The organism is Rhizobium sp. BK196 (assembly GCF_014193255.1).
Lineage (GTDB): Bacteria > Pseudomonadota > Alphaproteobacteria > Rhizobiales > Rhizobiaceae > Rhizobium.
In genome coordinates, this window is sequence record NZ_JACHZB010000001.1 from 803,696 (window position 1) to 827,329 (window position 23,634).

The 23,634-nt window shown below is 59.2% G+C and carries 26 protein-coding genes and 1 tRNA gene; 6 read left to right on the forward strand and 21 right to left on the reverse strand.

Annotated features, from left to right (window positions below):
- The first annotated feature begins 202 nt into the window (after positions 1 to 202).
- A complete protein-coding gene (locus FHT78_RS04215) occupies positions 203 to 433 on the forward strand; it encodes a DUF2934 domain-containing protein (RefSeq protein ID WP_183740951.1) in 231 nt (76 codons plus the stop codon).
- Between the two features lie 14 nt (positions 434 to 447).
- On the opposite strand, the gene FHT78_RS04220 is transcribed toward FHT78_RS04215, so the two are convergent.
- Positions 448 to 816: a response regulator gene (locus tag FHT78_RS04220; protein WP_183740954.1), complete on the reverse strand. Its 369-nt coding sequence runs from the start codon at positions 814 to 816 to the stop codon at positions 448 to 450.
- 191 nt (positions 817 to 1,007) lie between these two features.
- On the opposite strand from FHT78_RS04220, the gene FHT78_RS04225 reads away from it, so the two are divergent.
- From FHT78_RS04225 to FHT78_RS04235, 3 genes are all read left to right on the forward strand, one after another.
- Positions 1,008 to 1,083: transfer RNA gene (locus FHT78_RS04225), tRNA-Ile, on the forward strand.
- Positions 1,084 to 1,500: 417 nt separating this feature from the next.
- Positions 1,501 to 2,091: an ankyrin repeat domain-containing protein gene (locus FHT78_RS04230; protein ID WP_183740957.1), complete on the forward strand. Its 591-nt coding sequence runs from the start codon at positions 1,501 to 1,503 to the stop codon at positions 2,089 to 2,091.
- Positions 2,092 to 2,157: 66 nt separating this feature from the next.
- The gene (locus FHT78_RS04235) at positions 2,158 to 2,634 is read left to right on the forward strand and encodes a YHS domain-containing (seleno)protein (RefSeq protein ID WP_183741842.1); all 477 of its coding nucleotides are present in this window, start codon (positions 2,158 to 2,160) and stop codon (positions 2,632 to 2,634) included.
- Positions 2,635 to 2,649: 15 nt separating this feature from the next.
- Here the strand turns inward: FHT78_RS04235 and FHT78_RS04240 are convergent, their stop codons facing one another.
- From FHT78_RS04240 to FHT78_RS04250, 3 genes are all read right to left on the reverse strand, one after another.
- A complete protein-coding gene (locus tag FHT78_RS04240; RefSeq protein ID WP_183740960.1) occupies positions 2,650 to 4,866 on the reverse strand; it encodes an adenylate/guanylate cyclase domain-containing protein in 2,217 nt (738 codons plus the stop codon).
- A gap of 419 nt (positions 4,867 to 5,285) precedes the next feature.
- Positions 5,286 to 6,629 carry an O-antigen ligase family protein gene (locus tag FHT78_RS04245; RefSeq protein WP_183740963.1) on the reverse strand — a complete coding sequence of 448 codons (1,344 nt, stop codon included), beginning with the start codon at positions 6,627 to 6,629 and terminating at the stop codon, positions 5,286 to 5,288.
- Positions 6,623 to 7,360, reverse strand: coding sequence for a glycosyltransferase family 25 protein (locus FHT78_RS04250; protein ID WP_183740966.1), 738 nt, complete (start codon positions 7,358 to 7,360; stop codon positions 6,623 to 6,625). Before FHT78_RS04250 ends, FHT78_RS04245 begins: the two co-directional genes overlap by 7 nt.
- A gap of 229 nt (positions 7,361 to 7,589) precedes the next feature.
- Between FHT78_RS04250 and FHT78_RS04255 the strand changes: the two genes are divergently transcribed.
- Entirely contained in the window at positions 7,590 to 8,333 is a 744-nt protein-coding gene (locus FHT78_RS04255) for an SIMPL domain-containing protein (RefSeq protein WP_183740969.1), read from the forward strand.
- Between the two features lie 113 nt (positions 8,334 to 8,446).
- On the opposite strand, the gene FHT78_RS04260 is transcribed toward FHT78_RS04255, so the two are convergent.
- From FHT78_RS04260 to FHT78_RS04285, 6 genes are all read right to left on the reverse strand, one after another.
- Positions 8,447 to 8,827, reverse strand: a complete 381-nt coding sequence (locus tag FHT78_RS04260) for a hypothetical protein (RefSeq protein ID WP_183740971.1) — start codon at positions 8,825 to 8,827, stop codon at positions 8,447 to 8,449.
- Between the two features lie 148 nt (positions 8,828 to 8,975).
- On the reverse strand, positions 8,976 to 9,284 hold the full coding sequence (locus tag FHT78_RS04265; protein ID WP_183740974.1) for a hypothetical protein: 309 nt from the start codon (positions 9,282 to 9,284) through the stop codon (positions 8,976 to 8,978).
- 122 nt (positions 9,285 to 9,406) lie between these two features.
- On the reverse strand, positions 9,407 to 9,829 hold the full coding sequence (locus FHT78_RS04270; protein ID WP_183740976.1) for a secondary thiamine-phosphate synthase enzyme YjbQ: 423 nt from the start codon (positions 9,827 to 9,829) through the stop codon (positions 9,407 to 9,409).
- A gap of 72 nt (positions 9,830 to 9,901) precedes the next feature.
- Complete coding sequence (locus FHT78_RS04275) at positions 9,902 to 10,255, reverse strand: DUF1428 family protein (RefSeq protein WP_183740979.1); 354 nt, start codon at positions 10,253 to 10,255, stop codon at positions 9,902 to 9,904.
- Between the two features lie 246 nt (positions 10,256 to 10,501).
- Positions 10,502 to 10,900: a DUF427 domain-containing protein gene (locus FHT78_RS04280; protein ID WP_183740982.1), complete on the reverse strand. Its 399-nt coding sequence runs from the start codon at positions 10,898 to 10,900 to the stop codon at positions 10,502 to 10,504.
- Positions 10,901 to 11,090: 190 nt separating this feature from the next.
- Positions 11,091 to 12,026 carry a phytanoyl-CoA dioxygenase family protein gene (locus tag FHT78_RS04285; RefSeq protein WP_183740985.1) on the reverse strand — a complete coding sequence of 312 codons (936 nt, stop codon included), beginning with the start codon at positions 12,024 to 12,026 and terminating at the stop codon, positions 11,091 to 11,093.
- Between the two features lie 134 nt (positions 12,027 to 12,160).
- Between FHT78_RS04285 and FHT78_RS04290 the strand changes: the two genes are divergently transcribed.
- The gene (locus FHT78_RS04290) at positions 12,161 to 13,024 is read left to right on the forward strand and encodes an AraC family transcriptional regulator (protein ID WP_183740988.1); all 864 of its coding nucleotides are present in this window, start codon (positions 12,161 to 12,163) and stop codon (positions 13,022 to 13,024) included.
- Here the strand turns inward: FHT78_RS04290 and FHT78_RS04295 are convergent.
- From FHT78_RS04295 to FHT78_RS04345, 11 genes are all read right to left on the reverse strand, one after another.
- A complete protein-coding gene (locus FHT78_RS04295) occupies positions 13,021 to 13,908 on the reverse strand; it encodes a DMT family transporter (protein WP_183740991.1) in 888 nt (295 codons plus the stop codon). The genes FHT78_RS04290 and FHT78_RS04295 overlap by 4 nt on opposite strands.
- An 84-nt stretch (positions 13,909 to 13,992) precedes the next feature.
- Complete coding sequence (locus FHT78_RS04300) at positions 13,993 to 14,793, reverse strand: AraC family transcriptional regulator (RefSeq protein ID WP_183740993.1); 801 nt, start codon at positions 14,791 to 14,793, stop codon at positions 13,993 to 13,995.
- Positions 14,794 to 14,849: 56 nt separating this feature from the next.
- Positions 14,850 to 15,647 carry an APH(3')-II family aminoglycoside O-phosphotransferase gene (locus tag FHT78_RS04305; RefSeq protein ID WP_183740996.1) on the reverse strand — a complete coding sequence of 266 codons (798 nt, stop codon included), beginning with the start codon at positions 15,645 to 15,647 and terminating at the stop codon, positions 14,850 to 14,852.
- 48 nt (positions 15,648 to 15,695) lie between these two features.
- The gene (locus tag FHT78_RS04310) at positions 15,696 to 15,857 is read right to left on the reverse strand and encodes a hypothetical protein (protein ID WP_183740999.1); all 162 of its coding nucleotides are present in this window, start codon (positions 15,855 to 15,857) and stop codon (positions 15,696 to 15,698) included.
- A 102-nt stretch (positions 15,858 to 15,959) separates the two neighbouring features.
- The gene (locus FHT78_RS04315; protein WP_183741002.1) at positions 15,960 to 17,105 is read right to left on the reverse strand and encodes a DUF930 domain-containing protein; all 1,146 of its coding nucleotides are present in this window, start codon (positions 17,103 to 17,105) and stop codon (positions 15,960 to 15,962) included.
- Positions 17,086 to 17,829, reverse strand: coding sequence for a DUF930 domain-containing protein (locus FHT78_RS04320; protein ID WP_183741004.1), 744 nt, complete (start codon positions 17,827 to 17,829; stop codon positions 17,086 to 17,088). Before FHT78_RS04320 ends, FHT78_RS04315 begins: the two co-directional genes overlap by 20 nt.
- Before the next feature lie 107 nt (positions 17,830 to 17,936).
- Positions 17,937 to 18,230: a GYD domain-containing protein gene (locus FHT78_RS04325; protein ID WP_183741007.1), complete on the reverse strand. Its 294-nt coding sequence runs from the start codon at positions 18,228 to 18,230 to the stop codon at positions 17,937 to 17,939.
- Positions 18,231 to 18,466: 236 nt separating this feature from the next.
- The gene (gene rpoD, locus FHT78_RS04330) at positions 18,467 to 20,521 is read right to left on the reverse strand and encodes an RNA polymerase sigma factor RpoD (protein WP_183741010.1); all 2,055 of its coding nucleotides are present in this window, start codon (positions 20,519 to 20,521) and stop codon (positions 18,467 to 18,469) included.
- Positions 20,522 to 20,970: 449 nt separating this feature from the next.
- A complete protein-coding gene (locus FHT78_RS04335; protein ID WP_183741012.1) occupies positions 20,971 to 21,318 on the reverse strand; it encodes a GFA family protein in 348 nt (115 codons plus the stop codon).
- 13 nt (positions 21,319 to 21,331) lie between these two features.
- A complete protein-coding gene (tdh, locus tag FHT78_RS04340; RefSeq protein WP_113016541.1) occupies positions 21,332 to 22,369 on the reverse strand; it encodes an L-threonine 3-dehydrogenase in 1,038 nt (345 codons plus the stop codon).
- Positions 22,370 to 22,392: 23 nt separating this feature from the next.
- A complete protein-coding gene (locus FHT78_RS04345; RefSeq protein WP_183741015.1) occupies positions 22,393 to 23,580 on the reverse strand; it encodes a glycine C-acetyltransferase in 1,188 nt (395 codons plus the stop codon).
- Positions 23,581 to 23,634 lie beyond the last annotated feature (54 nt).

Consider the following 23,634-nt stretch of genomic DNA (forward strand, 5'->3'; position numbering starts at 1 on the left):
GTTGCGTGAAAACAAATAGATAGAGCATTTTCGTTATTCGAAGAAAAATTGGAAATGCTGTGGCGGCTCCCCCGGGGCCAGCGGCCGGGCTTGAAGCAGACCTCCCTTCAGGCTCGGCTGCGCCTCCCGATCTCAAGCGCCTCGCCGGAACATTCGGCTCCCCAGCCGGTTTTGCGATGACCGAAACCCACGGGAGCTAGCCATGACGGAACGAAATGAGGACCGCGTACGCGAGCGCGCCTACGCAATCTGGGAAAAGGAAGGCAGGCCGGAAGGCCAAGATCGGCGCCACTGGAACGAGGCCGAGGCCGAATTGCGCGGCGAAACGACAAAAGTCAACGAACAGGCTCGCAAGCAGATCGAAGAAACCGAAACCGCGACGGGAGCAACCGACGTCCCCATTCCGCCGCCGTCGATGGCGAGCCCCGATTGATGCTCCGCCTGCAGCTACCGCGTCATCGAATCGATCGCCGAGATCAAGGCCTCGTGCTGATAGGGTTTCGGCAGGAAAGTCGTGTTGGCAGGCAACGACATCGGATCGAGCCGCACCATGCCCGAGGTGATGATGATGCCGATATTCGGCCGCATCGCCCTCACCCGCTTGGCGAGCTGGATGCCGTCCATCGAACCGGCCATATTCACGTCGGTGAAGAGGATATCGACATCGTTGCGGGCCTTTAGAAGCACCATTGCCTCGTCCGCGTTCCCAGCCTCGAGCGCCACATGCCCTACGTCTTCGAGCACATCCAGAATATTGAACCTGATCAGCGGTTCGTCCTCGACGATGAGCACCACGGCACCCTGGGAAGCCACCATTCTGCGATTGCCCTCTTCAATCCTGTCTGACAGCAGTAAATGTAGCCCGCGCGCGAAGGTTCCAGAGGGCAGACCGCAAATATGCATCGTCCACAGATGCTTGCGCTCATGGCTTGTGACTGTCCCGGATTTGCGTTAAGCGGACAAAAGCCGCGGGAACCATTGCCCCGGCTGACCGCACCCTGGGTGCCGGGCCTGTAGCTCAATGGTTAGAGCCGGCGGCTCATAACCGCTTGGTTGGGGGTTCGAGTCCCTCCGGGCCCACCATTTTTTATTTTATTTCAATAGCTTACGACTGTAGCCGGTGTAGACGGACGCGAAAATTCAGAATTTTGACACGGGGTTCCGGAATTTTAGAATTGGCGCCAATCGTTCGAAGGGACGTTAAACCGCCTTTGACGAAGTGGGGCCTCAAGCGCCTTTTTCCGCAAAAGGAGCGCCCTCATGATCTTAAAGAAATCGTTGATCAGCTGAATGTAGGTCCAGTGGTTTGGATATTCGTCATATGAACCTCCCAAGGTGGCATACGCGGATCTCTTTTCTTGCGCCTAACACCCCTGGACATCTGCCGTGTTTCCGAGCCTGCCGATAGCACCGCCATTTCATTGCCGCCCCCTCATATTCATGATAGCTTCACTACGCTTTCGCGCTTGTAAGCCAGGGATGGCAAGACGGGGGTGCGCGATGAATGGCTTTTGGATCAGCTTCATCTGTTTCGGCCTTGGGATTTCCGCTGCGTCCGCCGGCCCACTGCACGATGCCGCGCGCGCGGGCGATGTCGAGCGCGTCAAGCAGCTTGCGGATCAGGGCGCAAACCTCGCTGAACTGGATGATACCGGCGAGCCGGCACTGCTGATTGCGGCCCTGTCGGGCAAGGCAGATGTCGTCACTCTTCTTCTTGACCGCGGCGGCGATATCGAAATCCGCAACAAGGGCGGGCTGACGGCTCTGCATGCGGCGGCCTATGGCGGGCATCTCGATATAGTGGAGTTGCTGGTGGCGCGAGGCGCCTCGGTCAACGATCACGAGAACTTCTACAATATGACGCCGCTCCATGCGGCGGCGGAGGAAGGCCATGCCGATGTCATCGCTTTCCTGCTCGCGCAGAAGGCCGATATCGAGCCGAAGGAAAGAAACGGCTACACGCCGGTGACCCAGGCAGGATGGCGATCGCACTGGGACGCCGTCACTCTTTTGTTGAAAGCAGGCGCCGCCTGTCAGGGAGCCGACCTTACGGGTCAGTGGCTCTATGACGAATGCACGAAGCGAAAATGAGCGTGCGCGCCTGAAAACGGGAGCATTGAAATGTCTCACTGGAATGGATTTGTGAAGGCCGCAGCTATGGGCGGCCTTGCCGTCTTGCTGTTGGCAAACGAGGCCACGGCGGAAGACTTCGTCAATACGGGCTATTTCGGGGATGTGGCGATCAAGGGCTATGACCCGGTCGCCTATTTTACGGATGATAAAGCGGTGGAAGGATCGCCGCAATATTCCCATCACTGGCTGGGCGCCACCTGGTATTTCGCCAGTGCCGAGCATCGTGACATGTTCGTCAAGGACCCCGGAAAATATGCCCCGCAATATGGCGGCTACTGCGCCGATGGCGTGTCGTTCGGAACGGTGACCACCAATATCGACCCGAATGCCTGGCGCATCATCGATGGCAAGCTCTATATCAGCTATGATCCGGGTGCGGCCGAAGGGCTGGTGAAGAACCCGACGAAGGTGGTCGATTCCAAAAAGCACTGGTCGGAAGTGCAGAACATCCTGATCTCGGAGAAGGCGCAGAAAGACTGGCAGCATCCCTCAGCCCAATAGCTGGCCAGTCGGTCGTCAGCCCCCGATCGAGAAGAATTTCAGCGCCTGCGGCGTGACATGCACATATGTCGCGCCGGGCTCGTCCGTAGCGCGATTGCGATAGACGTTGCCGCAGACCATCCTGTCGAGGAAATAGCCCGGGAATTTCTCGCAGAGCCAGTCTCCCTTGATCTCGACGGTGCCGGTAATATTCGTGTTGGCGCTGCGATAGGCGGTATTGCCGGCTTTGTCGAAGAACTGGACGAATTGCGTGCCGTTGCGATGCTTGCCGGTCCAGGTCTTGTCGCTGATGAGATCGCGCAACTGCTCGCCGGAGATCTGATCGGCCTTCTCGCCCTGAAATCCAAAGGGCCATTCGGGAATTCCCGCTTTCTGCAGCCTGCTCAAATGCAGGTTCAGATCGTCCTTGCGCCAGTAGTCGTAGAGATAGCTGTAATAGGTCAGATTGCTTTCGGGAAAGAGCGTCAGCAGCTTCGTCTTCTCCTGCAGGCTGCGTTTCTTGTCGCCGTCCTCGATATAGGCTGCGGTCAGGAATTCGCGCGCAGCCTCCGCATTGGGAAGCGCGTCGCGGGCCGCCTCCATCAGCGAAATCGACCGGTCGTCATCGCCGATGATGTAGAAGACGATACCCGCCAGCAATTGGAAGCCGGGAGATGGCGAAGGATCGAAGCGCAGCGCCTTTTCCATTTCGGTGGTCGCCTGGTCATGATTGCCGATATGAGCGAGCACGAGGGCCAGATTGCCATTGGCTTCAGCGTCGCTCGGCTGCGCCTGCACGGCACGGTTTGCCGATATCAGCGCCTCCGTCTGGCGCCCGTCGACCAGTTGCAGGAGGGCAAGGACCGTATGCGCCCGCGCATTGTTCGGATCGATCTTCAATGCCTGCCCTGCCGCGTCATAGGCGATCTTGCGGGCCACTGCCGCCGACCAGAGGATATTGTAGTCGTTGCGCCAGACATCGACGGCGATGCGCGCGATCCCCGCATGCGCATCGGCAAAGTTCGGATCGAGGTCGATCGCCTTCTGATAATAGGACAGCGCCTCGCGGTAGGTCCCCACGTCCCCATAGGTGAGGCCCGCCTGCTCGGCGCGCATGTAATAGTCGTAGGCCTCGAGATTCTCCGTCGGAATCTGCGCCAGTTGCGTGCGCTCGCCCTCGCTGAGCCTGATGGCAAGTGCTGCGATGATCTTGCTGATGACATCATCCTGGACCGCGAAGAGATCGGCATATTCGCGGTCGTAGCGCTCGGCCCAGAGGGAAAGGCCGCTCAGCGCATCGATCAGTTTGACATTGATGCGCAATCGCGAGCCTGCGCGCTGCAGCGTCCCTTCAAGGACGTAGTGAACACCGAGCTCGGCCGCCACATCCTGTATCTTGCCGCCATCATCGCGCACCGCAAAGACGGAATGGCGCGCGATGACGAAGAGGCCGGAGACTTTCGACAGTTCCGTAATCAGATCATCGGTCAGGCCTTCTGCAAGATGATCGTGCTGCACGTCGCCGCTGACATTGATGAATGGCAATACGGCGACGGAAGGTTTATCAGGCAAAGGATAGGCAAAGCGTTGGGTCAACGACGGGTTTTCGAGCAGCGCCCACGGCTGCCACCACAGCGCCGCCCCGGCCAGAATGAGCAGGATGGCAGCCGCAGCCAGTGCCGCGACGCGCCGGCGGCTGAAATACTTTCGCAAATTGCTGAACTTCCTTGCTGCCGCCGGATCGAACACGACGCGGTAGACGCGCACGGGCTCAGCGATGCTTTTGACCCTTTGCTCGCCGAGCGAAACGAAACCGACATCGAGCTTCAATTTCACCTGGTCGTAGGCTGGCCCGGAGATCGCGATCCCGCCGGGCTCGGCGAGCGCCTGCATACGGTCGGCAAGATTAACGCCATCACCGTGGATGTCTGTCCCCTCGACGATAATGTCACCCAGATTGATGCCGATGCGGAAAGCCAGACGAAAATCGGCCGGTATCTCCGCATTGTGCTTCGCCTTCAGCTTCTGCACGTCCACCGCGCAGCGCATGGCCTCGACCACACTGTGAAATTCGACCAGCAGACCGTCGCCCATGGTTTTGACCAGCCGCCCGCTATGCTCGGCTATCAGGGGCTCGACGATTTCCCTCATGTCTGCCTGGAACCGTAGACGCGTTCCCTCTTCATCGACCTGGCTTAACCGGCCATAGCCCACGACATCGGCAATCAGCACGGCTGCAAGGCGGCGCTCCATGTCAGTCTCTTCCCCCGAAAGGACGACAGCAGCATCTTACAGCACCGCTATGGCCGATACCATCGACGACGAAAGGCTGTGAATCTGCGCCTTTGTCATGTCACTGTCATATTCTGCATAGGTGGCATGCCAAAATGCCCATTGTTGCAGCGCCGCGCACAAATTATATGCTCGCCGGCTAACAAAAATAACAAAAGTGAACTTTGCTATGCACTTGATTTTCAAACGCCGCAAAAGCGGCCTCATGCGACGGATCGTCAACAGCTTCGATTCTGCCCAGCAGCGCTATCGTGATGCGCGCGAGGCAAGGAAGACCGCGGTCCACCCCTCGTTTCTGGACGATTTCGGCATCTGACAACGCGAGTGCTCCAGCTTAAGGAGCGCTCGGCAACCCCTTGGGCCGGGTCTCATCGCCCCCCTCAGGCAGCTTTCTGATCCCCAGATACCATGCCGGTATCCTGCCTGATCTCTCCCTTCTTCAACATGATCCCACAGGCAAACGCGACGGCGGAAAACACGAAGAAGAACGATTCGCCGATTGCCAGCCGGTTGTTGGAGTTGGACAGGATCGTTCCAAGGAAGAATAGCGTCACCATGCTATAGGCCAGCAGGACGCTGAGGCTAATCAGCCTGGCTCTCCACGCGGCAAAAACTCGGCTGTACATGCCTGTTGCCAATATGGCGAAAACGATGATGCCGAACAGGCCGTGACGGACGAGCATCTCGAAATAGCCATTATGGAGCAGCGTATAGGGCACGCTGGCATAGGTGGTCGAGTTCCAAAGTGTGAGCCAGTGGTTGCCCGCACCGAAGAGCGGCGCCTGAGCAATTACTTCCGAAGCATTCGCCCAGAGCTGCAGCCGTTCGCTCATCGATTCCGGCGTATCTTTTGATGCGATCGCAGCAACGACAGCATTCCACATGCCATGCGCAGAGATGTCGGTTTCGATCCGCGCGGTGGCCTCGTAGGTGGGGCCAGCAAACCTCCAGATATCATCGCCGCCGACAAAAAGCGCTGCTGCGAGGAGAGCGACGACGACAGCCCCTACCAGCGCGGCCCGGCGTCTGTTTGCGTAAAGCAGCAGCGAGGCCAGCATGAGAGGTCCGACGAGGACGAGGCTCAGCCAGACCCCTTTCGCCTTGGAGCCGTAAATGTTGAAAAGGCAGAGCGCGATGATGAGCGTCGCGACGGCAATGATCCAGCTGCCGGAACGGCGCTCGAGCTTGCCGGTCTCCCAGGCATGCAACAGCCAGTAGAAGGCACCGATCATCAGGAAGCCGCAGCCGATCGCACCATGGATCAGGTTGTTATGGAAGAGCGGCGAAATACGGTCGTCGCCTGCAAGAATCAGCCGGTAGTCGGTGGAGATCAGCAAGGCGGCAAGGGCGATCGAGAAATAGATCGCAAACACCGTTTCGATATGTTTCCGGCTGGAATAAAGTGCGATGCCGACAGCGGGGAAAAACAGCGGAAAGGCGTAGAGCCAGTCGGACGCACCCTTCTCACCGTCGACAATAAGTCCAAAGAGGAAGCGCAGCAGCGCGTAGGCGCCCCAGGCAAGGCAGGCATTGGCGAGCCAGTCTCGCCTCAGCAGCCAAAGATTTGGCTTGAACCAGACAAAGGTCGCCCCGATCAGCAACAGCGCCGCATAGCGATAGCTGTCGCTCTCCAGAATGGGAGCCGAAATCAGCAGCAGCCACAGGATGACGAAGACGGGCTTGAGACGGGAGGGCGTGGCAATCGGCTCTTCGCTCGCTACCATAGAGAATACTGCACCCTTCTAGCATAGTCGGCGGCGCGAAGCAGATGCGTGACGGAGCGGCGTATTCCCTTGAATTTCTGCCGCCTGTAGTCGAGCTTCGTCGCAATCGCCGTTTCGTGGCTGTTCGGCCCTAGCTCTATCAGATTGTTCTTGACCGTAAAGGTATTAACCTCGGTCGACCACCCGCGCTCTAATGCCACATCGAAGGGATAGACCATGACGTTCATGGTCCTCAGAAGCTTCTTGGCGCCGGATCGGGTGACCAGATAGCAGGCGGCCGAACCTTGCGGCCCATGGATGCAGCGGCCGATGGCATCGCCGAATTTCGTCGTCGCCTTCTGCATGAAGCCCTTGGACCGGTGGTTGAGCAACTTGACCAGTTCGGCTTTCGGAATCGCGGCAAGTACAGCCTCTGCACGTTCTATCAGATCGGCCTTTAGTTCAACGTCATCTTCCATGATGATCGCCGCATCGTTGCTGCTGTCGAGAAACTCGGTGAGCGCCTTGACGTGACTGCGATAGCAGCCGTGCTCGCCCGGCAAATAGTTCCTGCCATTGCGAAGAAGAAATTGCCGCTTGTTGATGTCAGCCTTGTCGTGCGGCTGGATCTGCGAGCCATCCACCCCGGATATCCTGACGACGTCGAGCGCCAGTGAATTGGCTTTCCGCGAAAGCCCTTCCCAGCGAGCGATGGAGCGATTCAGGTTGATGACATAGGCACCGATTTTCATAAAAGCGAAACTTCAGCATGAGACAGGAATGCGGTTCTTTATAAGTCGAGGCTTAACCGCGGGCAACATCCGCACGCCCAGATTACCTACCATGCGTTGATTACCCCCTACACCCTTTAGTCGAAAGCAATCATCGTGATAAAGCAATTCTCATATCGATTCCTGCCGCAATAGCTTCACAATCCGCAGACACAAAGCTCTCAGGGACGCAAACAGCCGAGGAATAAACATGGTGCCGAACTACACCAAGACTGCCCTTCTGACAGCCTTTCTGAGCGTACCGCTTGCGGCTTTCGCTCCGCTTCTGGCGCAGGAGAATCGGCCGCGCGAAGCGGTCATCACCGTATCAGGAGAGGGCGAATCGGCATTGGCTCCCGATATGGCCGTCGTCAATCTCGCAGTGGTCAAACAGGCAAAGACCGCCCGCGAAGCGCTCGACGAAAACAACAAGGCGATGAGCGAAGTGCTGGCCGCACTGAAGAAGAGCGGCATTGCCGACCGCGACCTGCAGACCTCGGGCTTTTCGATCCAGCCGCAGTACAACTACCCGCAGCCGGTCGATAACCAGCCGCAGCCGCCGCAGCTGATCGGCTATCAGACCAGCAATTCGGTCACCGTTCGCGTCCGCGACCTGTCCAAACTAGGCGAGATCATGGACCAGTCCGTCACGCTCGGCATCAACCAGGGCGGCGATATCCAGTTCACCAACGACAAGCCGGAAGCAGCCTTGGAGGCAGCCCGCAAGAACGCTGTCGCCAATGCGATCAAGAAGGCGAAGACATTGAGCGAAGCCGCCGGCGTGAAGGTCGGCCGCGTCGTCGAGATCAGCGAGAATGTCGTGCGCCCGATGCCGCAGCCGGTCTACCGCGCCGCAATGATGAAGGAAGCCTCCGATGTCGCCGCCGTTCCCGTTCAGGGCGGCGAGAACAGCTATAATGTCACCGTCAGCGTGACTTTCGCAATCGAGCAGTAAACCTTCGCAGGGCGCTTCGGCGCCCTGCCCCGACGGGAAGGCCGCTCAAAAGAAAACCGCCCTGCTGTCTGCAAGGGCGGTTTTTTATGCGATGGACGATCGTGCGCCTGGTATCAGCGGCGCAGGAGCGGGCAACCGCGAACGTTGCCGAAGGTCATCTCGCTCGGGCCGCGGCGGCTCCAGCCCTGCACGATAACGCGGCGCGGGGTGATATCGACGACGCGCGTGCGGCGCAGGCCGTAATCCTCGGCGATGTTTTCCGCCATGCGCGGATCGCAGCCGCGCACCGGACGCCCGTAGCCCGGTGGGGGTAGAGGCGGACGGCCATAACCCGGCGGCGGTGGTGGCGGACGGCGCCAGTCCGGCGGAGGCGGACCACGGTCCGGTTCGCCGATAATGATATTCACCTGGGCTGCAGCCGGCGCAATGGTGCCGGCCAGCGCAGCAGCGGAAAGAAGGGCGGCAAGCCCCGCCTTCGCCAGAAACTGCATCATGAAAAGATCCTCGTGGTTGGTAGCCGCGGGCAACTGCCGGAGCTGTTCCGGAATCACTTACACACAGTTACGAGAGAACACAGGCGAAAGCGTCGCGGTCAAGGCAAAACGGCCGGAGCGCGAGTTTTCCGGGCTCCGGCTGAACGAATTAGCGATACATGAGCGGGCAGCCGCGCACATTGGCGAAGGTCATGCGGTCCCAGCCACGGCGGTCGCGGCCGGCAACGACGACACGGCGGGGCGTGATCCTGGAAATGCGCACGTCTCGCAGGCCGGAATAGCGGGCCTTGCGAATGGCCTGCATTGGCGAGCAGCCACGAACCGGCGGGCGGTGATAATACTGCGCCTTGACAACGAGATCCGTCTGGGGCGCAGCGAAAGCGGCGGAGCCGGCAAGCGGAATGGAACTCAAAGCGAGCAGTGCGGCAAGCGAAGCCTTGGCAAGGAAATGCGACATTGGGTTTGTCTCCTCGTAATGTTTCCTCGATCTCCCGTCTGGGATTGTCGCAAGACTAAACGCACGAAGCTGAATGCCGTTCGAACCATCCATTCAGTTGGCATTCACAAGGCGTAACGATCTCACGGACTCAAATGCAGCACCACGTCGCGCCGGTGCGGACGGTCACGGTGCTCGAAGAGATAGATGCCTTGCCAGGTGCCAAGTACCAATCGACCGCGACTGATGGGAATGCTGATCGAAACCTGGGTAAGTGCCGCCTTGATATGAGCAGGCATATCGTCCGGTCCCTCTGTCGTATGCACGACCCACTGCATTGATGGATCGGATGATGGCGGCACGAGGCGACGGAAAAAGCTGTTGAGATCCGTCTTCACATCGGGATCCGCATTTTCCTGAATGAGCAGCGAACAGGAGGTATGGCGCACGAAAACTGTCAGCAGCCCCTCCTCCATGCCGGATTGTCGCACGAAGGCTCGGGCTTGATCGGTGAATTCGTAGAGGCCCTGACCACGGGTGGAAAGCGTTACTATTGTCTGGGGCAAGGCGGTCTCCGTCGCGGATTGTCTCTCGCGAGGTGGCGCGCCTTGCCCTTGAAGTCAATGGCGGGTCCAATGCTAAAGCCGCAGCAACTCCTCAAAGCCGCCATAGATCATGCGCTTGCCGTCGAAAGGCATCTGCCACTTGTCGCTGGAAAGGCGCGGATCAGCCATCACCTTGGCATTGATCTCGTCGCGCTGCTGTTTCGATTTGTAGAGGATCCAGGAAAAGACCACCACCTCATCATCCTTGGCCATGACGGCACGCGGAAACGAGGTCAATTCGCCGTAGGGCACTTCATTGCCGAGGCACTCGACATATTCGAGCGCGCCATATTCCTTCCAGATCGACCCGGCATAGGCGGAGAATTCTTTGTAGGCAGCGACATTTCCGCGGGGAACGGCGACGATGAAACCATCAACGTAGGACATTGCACTTCTCCTCTCGTGTTAACGTCCGAAGGACGTTCGACGCTGGCCACATCCGACATTGCCGCGTCAATTAACGCCTGCGACCAATGTGGCAAGGAGATGAGAGCCCCCGGCTGTGCCCGTTTTTGTCCAATCAACCCTGCAATGTCTTCATCATGAGACGATCGGGGAAAAGCCGCGCCACCTCACCCAGTTTCTTTCCCGGCCTGCATAGTGTCAGCATGAAGATGGAAGTCACGTTATCCCTTAAAACTGCCCTGCTTCGGGCGACGACAGCTCTTCGATGGAGTCGACCCTGTCAGGATAAAAGGCCAGATGGTCCTTGATGTTGGCAACGGCAGGATGGGGTTTCTCATAGGTCCAGATCGCATTCTTCGACCGCTCGCCGCCGTCGGGAATGCTGTAGTAGGAGGCATCCCCCTTGTAGGGGCAATGGCTCGTGTGGTCGGCTCGCTCCAGCAGCGACATGTCCACATCCTTGCGTGGAATATACTGCACCGGCGGGTAGGAAGCCTCGCGAAGCGTCAGCGCATCATGCGTATCGGCAATCACGCGGCCGCCGAGCTTGACGACGACACGGGAGGGATTGTGTTCGACGGTGATCGGATGATCCGGCCCGGGAATCTTGATCGGCTTGCCTGACATGGATGTCATCTCCGGATTGAGTTCGCTCCGAAAGAGATAGGGTACGCAGGCGAGCAACCCAAGGGGCGGCCCCTTCTCGTTCCCGGCATATTTGATGAGCCCGCAGATGCGCGCGGATGAGTAACAGCATCGGCACTTTGGAAAGAGCCGCAGAGGCGTTCACCTCCGCGGCTTGTGATCTGCTATCCGCTTACCAGCGATCGAGGCCGAGCAGCTTGCGGCCGAGCGGCGTCAGCTCGGCAGTCTTGGCATTGTGCTTTTCCCATTCGCGCGGATCGCCCGGGAAGGCGTCGCGCTTCGGATGGTCGAGCTCCCGCCATAGGCGGATGCGCTCTTCGCGCTCTTCGGCATTGTCGTATTCGGCCGGGTGCATGGAGATATATTGCGCCATGCGCACACGGTTCTCCGCATGGTTCGGGCGAACCCCATGGGCAAGCAGCGAATTGAAGATCATCAAATCGCCCGGCTCCATGTCAATATTGACGACGGAAAGCCCGGTCATATCGGGATGCATCGGATCACGATCCTCGGGCTGCGTCTTCACCCATTCCTCGAAATGTTCGAAAAGATAGGGCACGCACTGGAAGCCGCCGACATCGCCGTCCTGCTTCTTGAGGCTCAGCACGCCCTGCACGCCGATCGGCAGCGGCCGGATGGACGTATCGACATCCCAGTGGATGAAGCCGTTCGGATTGCCCTTGACCTTCTTCGGCGGGTTGAGATTGGCGCGGTCGATCGTCACCCACAGGTCTTCGCGGTCCCAGATATCGACGAAGACGTCGTAGACGCGCTTCTCCATCCGGTTATCCCAGAGCGCCTGGTGGTTATAGATCTCCAGCATGCCGGTATTGTTAAGCTCCTTCATCTTGTGCTCACGGCGCTGCGGCGCATACCAAGTTGAAGCGTCGTTCGGATCCTTCTCGTCAAAACGCCAGAGCACCTCCACAAGCCGCTCGACATTCGCTGCAGGAACGGCCTGGCGAACGATGACATAGCCCTTCGTCGTCCAGTGCTGCCAGTCCGCTTCCGAGAGCACCCGCAGCGGCAGTCTCTTCTTGATGTCCTTGAGCTGGGTGGTAACCGACGAAGCCGTCGGATGAGCGTCGCGTTTCACTGCCAGTTCCATGAGATCCTCCCGTCATTGATGCATTCCTGTTGTTTCAGGCAATGGAGACAGTGTAGCGGCCCATCGCAGCTCATGTTGTGCCAGCTTGGCAAATTATGATACTATTCTAGCGTCAATTATCTGAAAGGCGCTTGATGAGGCCGTATCTCGAAATCCTGCCACGTCACGCCGACAGCTCCTGGAGCATGCTGAACCGGCGGCTGGATGACGCGATCCCCTTCCAGTGGCACCACCATCCCGAATTCGAGCTGACACTCACGTTGAACTCCATCGGCCAGCGTTTCATCGGCGACCATACCGGAGAGTATGAGGACGGCGACCTCGTCCTCGTCGGCCCAAACCTGCCGCACACCTGGGTATCGCGTGCGAAATATAACGAGGCAAACCCGCATGTCGCCCTCGTGCTCTGGTTCCACCCGGACTGGATACAGAAGATGACATCAGGGGCCGTCGAGCTTCGCCCGGTCGAGGCGATGCTTGCTCGCGCCGATCGCGGCCTTCATTTCTCAAAGGAAGCCGCCGCAGCCGTCCGCAACAATATCGAAGCGATCTTTACAAAGCCGCCCGCCGAACGGCTGCTCTCGCTCTTCGGCATCCTCGGCGCCCTCGCCGGCGACCGGCAGGCATCGGCTTTGGCCAGCACACCCGGCCAGAGCCGGGAATTGCAGGAGAGCCGTGAGCGCATCGACCGTGTCCTCACCCATCTGCATCTGCATTATGCCCGCACGGTCGCACTGGAAGAACTCGCCGATATAGCCGCGCTCAGCGTCTCCGGCCTGCACCGGCTCTTCCGCCGCCATACCGGCACCACCGTATCGGACTATCTGATCCGCATGCGCATCGGTGATGCCTGCGCCCGCCTTTCGGCCACGGCCCAGCCGATCGGCCATATCGCCGATGCCGTCGGCTATGCTTCGCTTGCCAATTTCAACAGGCAATTCAGGACGCAGACCGGAATGACGCCACGGGAATATCGCAACGTCTTCCGCCCCGCTTAAACCTTGGCCGTTCGCCGCAGGCTGGTGAGGCCAAGGCCTATGACCGCCGCCAGAACGCAGGCGATCCCGAAAATCTGGTTGGAACCGACCGCTTCTCCAAGGACCAGGAAGGCAAAAATGACGGCTGTTGCCGGCGCAACAGCCGTAAAGAGAGAGGCCTCCGCACCGCTGACGCGCTCCGCTCCCGCATACCAGAGAATGAAACCGCCGACAGTCGGCACCAACGCGTAATAGACGACCGCAACCAGTGCGGGTTGCGAAGCGATGCCGATATCATGATGCTCAAACAAGGCGGGCACACCCGCAACGACGAAGCCGATGGCCGTCATCAGCGCCGACTGCGTCAATGGCAGGATCGAGGTGCCAAGCCGCTTGTTGAGCAGGATGAACAGCCCCTCGCAAACGACCGCGCCGAAAATCAGCATGTCACCGACAAGAGACCCGCTGCCGGCAGCCGGCGAAAAAGCAATAGAAAAGACGCCGGCCGCCGCCAGTCCGATTGCCAGAAGCAGGAAGCGTTGCGGCCGCTCGCCGAGCACGAGGATGGAGATCGCCGCTGACACGACCGGCAGCGTGCCGATGATGACGCCGGCATTGGCCGCCGATGTCAGCGACAGGCCCGAAATTAACAGCGTCGTATAGCCGACGCTTCCGGCACCAGCCTGCGTGACAAGGATCATCCAGTCCCGCCCGGAAAGCCGCGGCAGCCGCGACCCTGTCAAGTGCATCAGAAAGAGGAAAAAGGGAAAAGCCGCCGCAAAACGCAGGGCCGTCGCCGTAAAAGGCGGCAATCCGGAAGCAATGACCTTGCTGGCGACAACGGTACTGCCGACCGTCGTCATGGCCAATGTGAGATAGATATAACCTTGAAATTCCCTGCTCATCTGCCGCTCCTTTCGAGACAGGGCAAGCAAACAGGCTGAGAGGCCAAGGGTCTTGAACGAAATTGCAAGTGAACAGGCAAGCGATCAGGAATGCCCGCGTGCATAGGTGCCGGGCGTCAGGCCATAACGCGAAACGAAGGCGCGCGTCATATGGCTCTGGTCGGCGAAGCCGCTTTCGGCTGCAGCCTCCGCCAGTGCCGCACCACCAGCAATCAGCCGTCGGGCAAGATGAACGCGGGCCTGAACGAGATAGGCATGAGGCGTGAAACCCGTTGCCCGCGCAAAGGCTCGCAGCACTTGAAACCGGCTGAGACCGCTCTCCCGTGCCAGATCGGAAAGCGAGATCTCGGCGGCCGGATCATCATCGATCATGTTGCGGGCATGAACAATGGAATGCGGTGCCATAGCCTGCCCCTCCCGCATCGCGGTTTCCCGCAGGGCATCGGCAATGACCGACAGAAGCAGCTCTTCGCAGCGCATCCTTTCCTCATCGCCGGTCACAGCGGAAAACAGCACGCGAAATCGATCGGCGAGCAGGCCGTCATGAATGACAGGGCGCGGAATTTCCGAGCGATTGGCCTCGCCTCCTCCAACCTCTCGCGTAAGACCCTCCATCACAGCAGGATCGAAATAGAGAATGCTCCATGAGCGCGCCTCGCCGATCGGCGCCCCGTCATGGACCTCGTTCGGATTGACGGTGATAAGATCGCCGGCCTCCGCCTCTACCAGGCCGCGCCCGCTCAGCGATCTTTGAGCCCCGGAAAAGATGAGACCGATGCCGAACTGCTCATGCGTGTGGCGCGCGAAACGATGGCCTGATGTCGCCACCACAGCTTCCACGCCGGGCACGGACGAGCGCAGCATTCTGAACTGGCTGGCGGCCATGGCAAACTCCTTCGCGATCGACTGTGCCAGCCGACGGCGAACTGAGCAAGGGAGCGCTAAAAGAACTCGTCGAGAAGCCGATAATACTCGATCCTCTTGGGATCGATGATCGACAGGCCGTAAGCATTGAGAAACAGCCGCACGAATTCCTTGCCGAAATTATAGGTGATGCTGTGGCAGGCAAGCGCGATATCCTGGTAGCGATCGGCGACACCAAGGCGGCTGCAATCGATATAACCGGCAAAGCGCCCATTCGCTGCCATGAAGTTCGGCAGGCAAGCGTCGCCATGCGCAACGACGAGATTTTCGCTTTGCGGCCGCAGCCGCTGCAATTCGCCGAAGAGGAAAAAGGCGCTTTTGCCAAGCCGCTCTTCGTCGAAATCCGTCTCATCGACGACGCCGGCCCGCATGCGTATTTCAGCGGCCGCGAGGCGCTTGTCCAATCGATGATCGAAAGGACACACCCCGATATCTAGGTTGTGGAGGGTGCTGAGCGCGGAGGCGAGTATCTCGACGCGCTCCTCCGGTAACAGCGCCGCAGCAGTAACGAGATCGGCGCCCGGCAGTGCCGTCATCAGGAGAAAACTGCGTTCGCCATCGCTTTCATGGGCAATGACTTCGGGGCAATCGAGGCCCCGGCTGCGAAGCCAGACAAGTCTCTCGGCTTCATCGGCAAGCTCGCAAAACGGCCCCTCCTCCTCGACCTTCAGGTACAGCCCGGGTCGCTTCTCGCCTTCCAGGCGGAAAACGCAAGCTGAGGAACGGCCGAGCGCATCGCGCCGCCATTCATAGCCGCCGAGATGGCTTCGGAGGGAAACCGGAAGCCTGCCATCCTCCTGAAGCGGAACGACCATGACAATCCTGTTATGGGAAGAAGCTCTGCCTGAGCCGGTGTGGACACCTTAATGGAAGGTTTCGGCCGGTGCACTTTCCAGAAGAATTTCGAAAGCTTCTTCCAGGGCCGCGACCAGAATATCGGTCAGCTCGTCTGCCTTATTTTCCAGAAACATAAGGCTGACAGCTTCTTCCTGACGCTCGAAGAAGTGCTCGATCTCGTTCGACATATCATGTGTCCCTTCTCTACCGTACCATAACGGCCATGGGGAAACGATAGAGATGGTTCCTTGCGTGTGGCTGTTGCGCGAATGAAACAAGGGTGGCGATAGCTATCGGCGAGAGTTGTAAGTCGGATATTGGCTCTCGGGAAGCGGCCCACCGAACTTAAAGGCAAACGACAGTATCTTCGTTGCGTCGGCGTCCACCTCACATCGGAATTGTACATTGTACCATTTTCCGCTCTTGAAAAAGGCCCCTTTCCTCGTTTCAATAACAGTTTCATTGGTAAGCGAATAAGACGGTAGGTCAGCACCCCCAAATCTTGGATTCTCGTTGATTATCTGCTGATTGAGCTCTGACCTGCATAATTCGTTCATGCGCTTGCCGCGCGGCATGTCGCCCATCGCCCTTTGTGCAATCTGATCGTCCGTCGCATTCTGCGAAAACAACGTTTTTACCTCGGGCAACGGCGCCTTCGATATCTGATCTCTTTGCGGTGCAGGCTTAGGTGCCGAAGGCTTTTCGGGTTCGAAGCTCGTCTTCACCTCTTCGGTCGTCGCAGCGGCGGGCGCGTCGCGTTCCGAATGTGTATCGGCTGCAGCGGTCTGCGGCGGTTCTATTTCTTTTGGAACCGGATTTCCGGCAGGCTGCTCAAGCTGCTGAGGTGTACTGGTAGCATCCGCTGTCTGTTCCTCCGGTGTCTGAGGAGGCGAAGACGGTGGAGGAGCCGATGTATCTCTTTTCTCTCCTTCCGACGCGTTTCCATGCAGGGACTTCATCGGGCCGATATTCTTGTCTCCAAATTCGAAAACGGGGGAACTCCCGCCCGCCCGTTTCTCGGGCGAAGGTGGCGACGGAGGAGGCGGTGGTGGTGGTTCGGCCTTGGCCTGTTCCTGCGGTTTCTTTTCCTCTTTTGGTTTTTCCTCCGGCTTTTTCTCTTCTTTCTTCTCCTCCGGCGGCGGGACGAGCTCGACCTTCACGCTCTCGTCCTCGGCGGGTTGCGCCTGGATCTTCGGAAGGCCGAATATGAGGAGCGCGACGATGGGCACATGCACCAGCACGGACGCGATAACACCCCAGCGAGCGCGGGGCTCCTGGTGTTCCGTCTCGTGGTCGGTATCTGCCGGTTCGACTTGTTCTTCCGTCACAGCAGCGATGTGGCCTCTAAAACCGGCAGCATCAAGCCATAAATCGAAAAAACCTTGTGATGATGGCCTTCGTGACCATAGGACGGGCTCACTGATCGGCCTCGCCATCCTCGGCCACCAGATTGTATTCCTGCCACAGGTCCTTCGGAATGGCATCGCCAATCGCAAAGGCAAAGGCGGTGACAGTCTTCCCCTGAGGATCCACCTCGCAATGGAAACGGATATTGAACCAGTTCCGCTTGCTCCGGAAAGCCCCGCCATCCACCTCGACGCTGTTGCCCCTCACCTTCTCCGGCTTCATGGCGTAGGGCGCGACAAGATCGGGCGCCGATCCCGGGCGGAAACGACTGACCTGTTCCAGCGCTTCGAGGTTGCAGAGCTGCAGATTGCGCTCCCCGCCGGACAGCGTGCCAAGCAGCTGACGTGCCGTGCGACTGCGTGGGCTGGCGAGTGTTTCTGCAGAAAAGAGTTCCGCTGCCTGCCTCAGCGGTGGTGGACCCGATACCATTGGCTTCGGCAGCGCAGGCGGGAGCGGCGGCATCTCTCTGGATGCCGTCTCAGGCGCCAGCGGTACCATCTCCCTGCCCGCCGAGCTTCCGCTGTCTCCATGACTTTGCAGCGGCGAGAGGACCGCAGGCGGCGGAACCGGGATTGCAGCAGCAGCCGGCGGCGTCACGACTTCAACGTCGATGCTCTCTTCCTGTGGCGTCCTAATCGGCTGCACATCGGGCAGAAAAGCCAGCAGGAGCAAGCCGATGACCAGATGCAGCACGAGCGACGCCGGCAATGCCGGATCATACTTTCCTCTCTGTAACAGGCCGGCATGTTCCATCGGCAAGGCAATCCATGCTCTGGGTTCAAGGCGCAGCGACACTGCCAGCACCGCGGAACAACCGCAACGCCGCATCCGGCTCGTCACCAACTATCAGCCATTCTGCTTTATGAGAGCGACCCGATGATTTCGCGATAGTTCACTTCCGAAAATGCCTTCAGGGTTTTCGTGCGCACATTGCCGGCCATGGCGAGCGTCAGCGTGAAACGCGCCATCACGCGATCATCGGGCGCCTCGCAGATGGCCGCCATGTCATATTCGCCCATGGTGAGATAGAATTTGTCGAAGGAACCGCCCATGCTGCCAAGCATGTTCCTTGCTGCATCCAGCCGCTTGGCGGAGTCCTTCACGCTCCGGATGCCCTGATCAGTCCAGTTTATCAGCAGAATGTAGGTGGTCATGCTGCACCTCCCGGCGGAGGCTACGGTCACGCGGCGTATGATACCGCTCGCACGCCGCGACCGCTCTCTTCCCCGCGGCCGAAATTATAAGCCTGTCACTCAATGGGGACAAGCAATGCGCGAACCATCAATCGGGCTAAATATACTCCAATGGGCTAATCCGCTGAGCCCTCCCGGGCAAAGAAAAACCCGGCCAGCAAGCTGACCGGGTTCTGACTTCAATCGTCGTCGACGCCTCAGCTGTCGAGGAACGAGCGCAGCTTTCTGGAGCGGCTCGGATGCTTGAGCTTGCGCAGCGCCTTCGCCTCGATCTGGCGGATACGTTCGCGGGTGACCGAGAACTGCTGGCCGACTTCTTCGAGCGTGTGGTCGGTGTTCATGCCGATGCCGAAGCGCATGCGCAGAACACGCTCTTCGCGCGGCGTCAGCGATGCCAGAACGCGGGTCGTCGTCTCGCGCAGGTTCGCCTGGATGGCGGCGTCGATCGGCAGCAGCGCGTTCTTGTCTTCGATGAAATCGCCGAGATGCGAATCCTCTTCGTCGCCCACGGGGGTTTCGAGTGAAATCGGCTCCTTGGCGATCTTCAGGACCTTGCGGACCTTTTCGAGCGGCATGGCAAGCTTTTCGGCCAGCTCTTCCGGCGTCGGCTCGCGGCCGATTTCATGCAGCATCTGACGCGAGGTACGAACGATCTTGTTGATCGTTTCGATCATGTGCACCGGAATACGGATCGTGCGGGCCTGGTCGGCGATCGAACGGGTGATCGCCTGACGGATCCACCATGTCGCATAGGTCGAGAACTTGTAGCCGCGGCGGTATTCGAACTTATCGACCGCCTTCATCAGGCCGATATTGCCTTCCTGAATGAGGTCGAGGAACTGCAGGCCGCGGTTCGTGTACTTCTTGGCGATGGAAATGACGAGGCGAAGGTTCGCTTCGACCATTTCCTTCTTGGCGATGCGCGCTTCGCGCTCGCCCTTCTGCACCATGTGCACGATGCGGCGGAATTCCGAGATCGAGATGCCGGTTTCCGTTGCGAGATTCTGGATCTCCTGGCGGATGTCGCGGATCGTCGTGTTTTCGCTCTTGGCGAATTCCTTCCAGCCGCGGGCGGCCAGATTGCCGATCGACTTCATCCAGTTCGGGTCGAGCTCGGCGCCCTGATACTGTTCCAGGAACGAGTCGCGCTTGACGCCATAGGATTCGGCCAGACGCAACAGGCGGCCTTCGTTGGAAACGAGGCGCTTGTTGATGTCGTAAAGCTGCTCGACCAGCGCATCGATGCGGTTCTGGTTGAGTGACAGCGACTTGACGGCCTTGATGAGCTCGTCCTTGAGCTCCTTGTAGCGGCGCTCTTGGGCGGAAGACAGCGTGCCGGTGGCGGCAAGGCGCTGCTCGACCTGCTGGTCCTGCAGCTTGCGCAGCTTCTTATAGGTCTCGGCGATGATGTCGAGCGTTTCCATGACCTGCGGGCGAAGCTCGGCTTCCATCGCGGCGAGAGAGAGGTTGGATTCGTCCTCGTCCTCTTCTTCCTCTTCCGGAGGCATGCCTTCGCCGCCGACATCGGTAATGTCGTCGTCACCGGAGCGAGCGCGCCGGGTCTTTTCCTTTTCCTCGGCAGCCTTGCGGTCGGCCTCGATCTTCTCGGGGCTCTGGAATTGCGGGGCAGCCTTGGCTTCCGGACCGGAATAGGTCGTTTCGAGATCGATGATCTCGCGCAGCAGCGTGGTGCCTTCGTTCAGCTCGTCGCGCCAGATGATCAGCGCCTGGAACGTCAGCGGGCTCTCGCAGAGGCCTGCGATCATCGTTTCGCGGCCAGCCTCGATGCGCTTTGCGATGGCAATTTCGCCTTCGCGCGACAGAAGCTCGACGGAACCCATTTCGCGCAGATACATGCGCACAGGGTCGTCGGTACGGTCGGTCGGCTCCTTCTTCTTGGCGGTCGCAAGCGCGGTGCCGCCGGAAGGCGCGAGTTCGCCGCCCTCGCTCTCGTCATTGTCGGAGCTGTCGTCGTCGTCGCCGCCGGAAGCGCCGGCTTCCTCGGCCTCTTCGTCCTCGATGACGTTGATGCCCATATCCGACAGCATCGACATCGTGTCTTCGATCTGTTCGGACGTCACTTCTTCGGAAGGCAGGACCGCATTCAGCTCGTCCATCGTCACATAGCCGCGCTTCTTGGCGGCCTTGATCATCTTCTTGACCGCGTCATCGGAAAGATCGAGAAGAGGGCCGTCGCTTGCGCCGTCGCGTTCGACTTCCGCTTCTTCGTTCTCTTTGACCTTCGTTGCCATTTATATCGTCGCCTTCCTGACGCTATTCATACTCGCTGTAGTGAATGGCCGTCTCGTGGCCCGGCGCGTGCGTGCACACCGGCCTCGAATCACCTATACCCACCTAACGGGATGACATTTAAAGCCTGATTAACCACGATCGCCGGCATCGGACAGCAAAACTTCATTGCTATTGGATTTCCGGCCATGGTTGTGCGATCCGCCTTGACCCAGTTCACCGCTCAAGTCGAATGGTGATTCCCACAAAATTTGTTCTCGTCAAGCTTTTCCAGAAAAAAAGCCACCGAAAACCCGGAAAAAGCCTTATCCACAGGCTTTGAACCGCGCCAGCGATTGCGAAGCTTATCTAGTATGTCACCGGGAAAAGACAAGGGCGGAAAAATTCTGCACTTGACTTTGAGTGATTCCGACGCCGCTAAGTTGCCGCCGCGTCGGGTAGGAAAGCCGGCTTACCGCGACAGCCCGTCAAACGAATTCACCGTCAAGGCCGAAAGATCGAGCGCCGGAATGCAGCGCAGGTTGACGGAGGCCATCTCGACATCGTTCGGCGCCGTCGCTTCGCCGAAGGGCGCGATGCCGCACTTGGCACAGAAGTGATGTTTGATGGCATGGGTGTTGAACGTATAGGTCGACAGGTTTTCTTCCGGCACCGTCAGATGAAGCTTCTCGCGTGGCACGAAGCCGAGCAGGCCGCCGCGCCGGCGGCAGAGCGAACAGTTGCAGTCGACTGCCTCAGTGAATGCGCCTTCCACCGTAAAAGCGATATTGCCGCAGTGGCAGCTTCCTTCGTACTTCATCGCCCTCTCCCCCTCACATCCAGTCCATCACGACCTTGCCGGAATTGCCCGAACGCATCGCCTCGAAACCATCGCGGAATTCGTCGATCTTGATGCGATGCGTAATGACCGGCGAAAGATCGAGGCCGCCCTGCACGAAAGCGATCATCTTGTACCAGGTCTCGAACATCTCGCGGCCATAGATGCCCTTGAGGTTCAGCATCTTGAAGATGACCTTGTTCCAGTCGATCTCGAAACCGGCCGGCGCAATGCCGAGGATGGCGATCTTGCCGCCATTGTTCATCTTGTCGATCATGTCGCGGAAGGCGGGTGCCGCACCCGACATTTCGAGGCCGACATCGAAGCCCTCGGTCATGCCGATCGCCTTCATCACATCGGCAAGGTTTTCCTTGGATGCATCGACGACATAATCGATGCCAAGCTTGCGGGCAAGATCGAGCCGGTTCGGATTGATGTCGGTAATGACGACCTTGCGCGCACCGGAGCGCTTGGCAACGAGCGCGCCCATGATGCCGATCGGTCCTGCACCCGTCACAAGCACGTCTTCGCCGACGAGATCGAAGGAAAGTGCGGTATGGACGGCATTGCCGAACGGATCGAAGATCGCCGCGATTTCATCCGGAATATCATCCGGGATCGGCACCACATTGGCTTCCGGTATGCAGACGAACTCCCCGAAGGAGCCCGGGCGGTTGACGCCGACGCCGAGCGTGTTGCGGCAGAGGTGCCCCCTGCCCGCGCGGCAGTTGCGGCATTTGCCGCAGACGATATGCCCCTCGCCGGAGACACGTTCGCCGACATGATATTTGGTGACGGCCGAGCCGATCTCGGCGATCTCGCCGCAGAATTCATGCCCGACGACCATCGGCACCGGAATGGTCTTCTGCGCCCACTGGTCCCAGTTCCAGATGTGCACATCCGTGCCGCAGATCGCCGATTTCTTCACCCGGATCAGCACGTCGTTCGGGCCGACCTCCGGCACCGGCACGTTCTCCATCCAGAGACCAACTTCCGGCTTCGCCTTGACCAGCGCTTTCATCATGTTGGACATGATCTTTTCTCTCCTCAAGGCTCTCAAATCACGCCGAGTTCGCGGCCCGCTTCGGCAAAGACGGCGATCGCCCGTTCCACGTCCGCTTTCGAATGCGCAGCCGACATCTGCGTGCGGATACGCGCCTGACCCTTCGGCACGACGGGGAAGGAGAAGCCGATAACATAGACGCCCTTCTTCAGCATCAGTGCGGCCATATCCTGCGCAAGCTTCGCATCGCCCAGCATGACCGGGATGATCGCATGTCCCTCGCCTGCCAGCGTGAAGCCGAGCTTGGTCATTTCGGAGCGGAAAAGCGATGCATTGGCCGTCAGCCGCTCACGCAGCGCATCGCCATTGTCGATCAGGTCGAAGACCTTCAGCGAGGCGGCGGCAATGACAGGCGCCAGCGTATTGGAGAAGAGATAGGGGCGCGAACGCTGCCGCAGCCATTCGACGATCTCTGCCTTGCCCGAGGTATAACCGCCGGACGCGCCGCCGAGCGCCTTGCCGAGCGTGCCGGTGATGATATCGATCCGGCCTTCGACGCCGCAATATTCGGGCGAGCCGCGGCCATGCTTGCCGACGAAACCGACGGCATGGCTGTCATCCACCATGACCATTGCGCCATATTTTTCGGCAAGATCGCAGACACCCTGCAGATTGGCGATGATGCCGTCCATGGAGAAGACACCATCCGTCGCGATCATCTTGAAGCGGCTGCCTTCCGCCTTCTTCAGCTCCTCTTCAAGCGCCGCCATGTCATTGTTGGCATAACGGAAACGCTTGGCCTTGGAGAGGCGCACGCCATCGATGATCGACGCATGGTTCAGCGCATCGGAAATGATCGCATCCTCTTCGGATAGCAGCGTCTCGAACAGGCCGCCATTGGCATCGAAGCAGGAGGAATAGAGGATCGTGTCTTCCATGCCGAGGAAGGAGGAGATGCGCGCCTCGAGCTGCTTGTGCTCTTCCTGCGTTCCACAGATAAAACGCACCGAGGCCATGCCATAACCATAACGATCGAGCGCCTTCTTGCCGGCATCCGCCAGCTCTTCGTTGTCGGCCAGGCCGAGATAGTTGTTGGCACAGAAATTCAGCACGCGCTCACCGGAGGCAACGGCGATTTCGCCGGCCTGCTTGGAGGTGATCACACGTTCGGACTTATAGAGGCCGGCATCCTTCAGCGCGGCCAGTTCGCCGCGCAGATGCGAGAGGAAATTCGAGGTCATTATAGGCCCTTCTCTTGATGTTTCCCGTTGAGCGTCGGTTAGCACATCGCCATC